This is a genomic window from Aquirufa salirivi, from assembly GCF_045310485.1.
Lineage (GTDB): Bacteria > Bacteroidota > Bacteroidia > Cytophagales > Spirosomataceae > Aquirufa > Aquirufa salirivi.
Window position 1 is genome coordinate 161,395 of the sequence record NZ_JBEWZH010000009.1, and the last position, 3,973, is coordinate 165,367.

Here is a 3,973-nt window from a genome sequence, read left to right on the forward strand (position 1 = left end):
ATTTATATAAACGAATTTGAAAATTCTATTTATAATTTTTCGTATGAATAGTTCCATTGATATTGACTTTCCCAAAATGGGGAAAATCAAAATTAGCATTCGATATACTTTAAAATTAAACCAATTATCTGATACCTGAATCAAATTCTCATAACATAATAACATAGGTAACTCCTATTTCAACATGAACATTTATAAATTATAATCTATACTTTATAATTTATTTCCTCTTTTTTTTCCAGAAATAAAATCCTAAATTAATTTCTAATCAAGCATTACATAAATAATATGGCCTATGAATTTCTCATTTAAAGAATACCAAACAGAAGGGTTTTACGACGAAATGTTCAGTCCCGAAGGACTTGTTCGTGAAGGATATGAACCATTTAAAGACCGCGTAGAACAATTAAGCCAAGAAGAGTTTTTACGTCGACATCAATCTGCCGAAAGAGCCTTAATGGCCATGGGGATTACGTTCAATGTCTATTCTGAAAATGAAGGCACGGAACGTATCATGCCGGTAGATATCATTCCCAGGATTGTCAATGGTTCAGATTGGGACAATGTGGAGAAAGGCCTAATTCAACGAATCACTGCACTAAATTTATTTTTATCCGATATATATTCTGATCAGAAAATCATTAAAGACGGAATTATACCCAAGGAAGTTATCTATTCTTCCAAAAACTTTTTAGCCCCATGCATGGGCATAAAGCCTCCCAAAAATATTTGGATTCACATTACTGGAACGGATTTGATCCGTGGCGACAATGGTGAATTCATGGTATTGGAAGACAATTTGCGTTGTCCCTCAGGCGTATCCTACATGTTGGAAAACCGAGAATTATTCAAGCAAACATTTCCTGAAGTAGTGGCTAAAACGCAGATTAGAACCATTTCTGATTACCCACATAAACTGTTGGAAATGCTGCGCTTCATCAGTGATCGTCCAGAGCCAACCGTCGTGGTATTAACCCCCGGTATATATAATTCAGCCTATTTTGAGCATTCGTATTTAGCTCAACAAATGGGAGTAGAATTAGTGGATGCTCGTGATTTGGTCGTACATGAAGGCTATGTCAAAATGCGTACGACCAAAGGTTTCAAGATTGTGGATGTGATTTACCGTCGCATTGATGATACTTTCTTAGACCCACAAACTTTCAACCCTGATTCCATGATTGGTATTCCGGGGATATTTGAGGTGTACAAAAAAGGAAGAGTAGCCTTAGCCAATGCCCCGGGAACGGGTGTGGCAGATGATAAGGTAATCTATGCCTATGTACCTAAAATCATCAAATATTATTTAGGCGAAGATGCTATCTTACCTAATGTGGAAACTTATATCTGTGGAGAAGAGGCCGATAGAAAGTATGTTTTGGAAAACATCGAAAAACTGGTGGTGAAAGAAGCCAATGAAGCAGGAGGCTATGGGATGTTGATAGGACCAAAATCCACGAAAGAAGAACAAGAGAAATTCAAAAAATACATTTTAGATAATCCTAGAAACTACATTGCCCAACCGACCATCTCTTTGTCGCGCGTACCCTGTTTAATTGAAGACCATCCTGAAGGGCGCCATGTGGACTTAAGGCCATATATTTTATACGGAAATGAAGTCAAGGTAATCCCCGGTGGTTTAACACGTGTAGCACTGAGAAAAGGCTCCTTAGTAGTCAATTCCTCACAAGGTGGTGGCTCGAAGGATACGTGGGTGCTTTATTAGGGTTTAGTTATTAGAAAATGAAGAATGTAGAATGTTTTGTTCTGGAATAGGTTACATTGGGGATTAATTATAACTCATTGTGAATTAACAGGTTTGAGGTAAATGGTGCTGCGTGTTATATTTTAATTTATGCTACTTAGTAGCGTCAGTTCAGCCTTTATTGGGTGGATTTACGATATGAAGTAGCTTGTGAATATAAATTTGGTGTAATTTTAATTAAAACATATGAGTGAATTTGAAGAAAGTGAATATAGAGGACCTCTTTTTAATCAACTAGAGAAAGGAAGTCATCTTTTATGGGAACCTGGTCAGGTTTTTGAAAAGACAATCGGAATTGACAGAGCTTCTTTATGCTTAAATGATTATCTATGGGAACTTCATGGACACTCCATTATTTTAGGAGGTTCAATCTTGCGAGGTAAAACATTAAATTATATATGGCAAGGTAGTAAGCCTAGCAAAATCCTTCCTGATTTCAAACTCAATCTTTTTATTCAAGCAAAACGTTCAACTTATTCTTCACAATCTAATAATATATTAAAACCTCATATAAATAGTTATTATTGGTTTTTTGAAATAACCCCTCATCAACAATTGGCACTTGAACAACTTGAAAAAGAATTATCAGGTGATGCAATAGTAATATATGCAGCACCGGTATTTCACAAACAACAAGAACTGTATAATCATACTTCTAACCAATCAATAATTGGCAACTCAACATTTCCCCAAGCTTCAATGCTTAAGGGACATTCTAAATGGTATTATGACAAAGCTGGAATTATAGGTGTAGCCAATCCTAACTTAGAATTCTTTGATAGGGAAAATTTATTAAGTCAGCTTGAAGAAAAAAGAAGTGAAGCCGGGGACTTTAATCAATATAATAGAATTAAAAATTTACAGAGACTTTCTAAGGCAATAAATTCTGTAGTAGAAAATAGTTCAAATGATTTCCAAGCATCTATGTTTGCTTATTATTCTAACATAATTGATGATAAAATTAATTTATTTGAATTGCAGGAAACCAAAGGCCTAAAGGACTTTATGAAAATTGAGACGTTCAATTACTTATGGAAACTGAATTGGATGACATTTTAAAAACTACACCTTTTACGGGTTTTGCGTTATACCAGCTGATCTGCAAACTAAGAGCTTTATACTACTTATGAAAATTATAATAAATTGATGCTATCAGCTTCGAAATCCACCCGAATGCAAAACCCAATTAGGTTATATTCCATACTTATTTAACACAATAAATTAAATGTGTAAAGAACTAGAAAAAAATATTAAAAATTTCAAATACTTATTAAAGGAAAATATAACTCTAATTTTAGTCGGATTGTATTCTCTAAGTTTTATAAATTATTATATCTATTACAAAGGTTTTGATATATCCATTTTCAACCATATTGGAGTAAACGATTTACTTTTTTTTAGCTTGGAATATATTTTCAAGTTAATACTTCTAATTTTCATTTGTGAGGTTTCACTTTTCATAATTTTTTCAATAATATATTTGGTTTACGAAAAAATTGTAATTTTTGTTGTGAAAAAAAATGCAGATTATATCTATTATCAAATAAGATTACAAAAAAAAGAATCAATAAAATATTTGAAAATAGATTTTCTAATTCTTTATTAAATTTCCGGTTTGCTGTTATACTTCTATCAATATTTATCATTTTCGTTTTCCCTAATATATTAATAGTGATCCCAGCTTATTTTCTATACTTAGTATTCTATTTAGGAAGGATTATCAAAGAAAAAATTTTATCGCCTTTTACATTAATCACTGCATGTGTAATAATTATAATTTCAACATTAATTACAACATTATTTAACTCATATAAAAAGCGATTTGAAAAAGACGATTACATAATTTCTTTTTATGAAGATTCAAAATTCATAACCACAGAAACTAAAGTAAGTTGCTATAATTATTTAGGAGAAACATCATCAAATATTTTCTTGTTTGATATTGAAACTAAAGAATCAAAAATTGTCTATAAAGAGAACATTACTGATTTAAAAATCAAAACTAAAACCAATATAGATAAATGTATAATGGAAATACAAAATACTTTTATAGTCAAAAATTTTATAGAAATGATTAATTCCGCTGTTCGATTTCTATGATTAAAACAAGTAGTTATCTATAAAAATATTAATATTTTTATTTTAGGGACTATCTCTGAATTGTATTTAGACCTTTGTAATGAATGAATCTTTAAAAGGTTTTCCTAC

3 protein-coding genes are annotated in these 3,973 nt (G+C 31.5%); all 3 read left to right on the top strand.

Features of this window, described 5'->3' with window-relative positions; all coding sequences use genetic code 11:
- Positions 1-295: 295 nt before the first annotated feature.
- Positions 296-1,726 (top strand): circularly permuted type 2 ATP-grasp protein, encoded by a 1,431-nt coding sequence (locus tag U0R11_RS12460; protein WP_406752007.1) that lies wholly within the window; start codon positions 296-298, stop codon positions 1,724-1,726.
- Positions 1,727-1,951: 225 nt separating this feature from the next.
- Entirely contained in the window at positions 1,952-2,824 is an 873-nt protein-coding gene (locus U0R11_RS12465) for a hypothetical protein (protein WP_406752009.1), read from the top strand.
- A 612-nt stretch (positions 2,825-3,436) separates the two neighbouring features.
- The gene (locus tag U0R11_RS12470) at positions 3,437-3,865 is read left to right on the top strand and encodes a hypothetical protein (RefSeq protein ID WP_406752011.1); all 429 of its coding nucleotides are present in this window, start codon (positions 3,437-3,439) and stop codon (positions 3,863-3,865) included.
- The last annotated feature ends 108 nt before the right edge of the window (positions 3,866-3,973 follow it).

Excerpts from the sequence above, each read along its gene's own strand:
- U0R11_RS12460 (WP_406752007.1), top strand. The coding sequence starts at position 296 with ATGAATTTCTCATTTAAAGAATACCAAACAGAAGGGTTTTACGACGAA.
- U0R11_RS12465 (WP_406752009.1), top strand. The coding sequence starts at position 1,952 with ATGAGTGAATTTGAAGAAAGTGAATATAGAGGACCTCTTTTTAATCAA.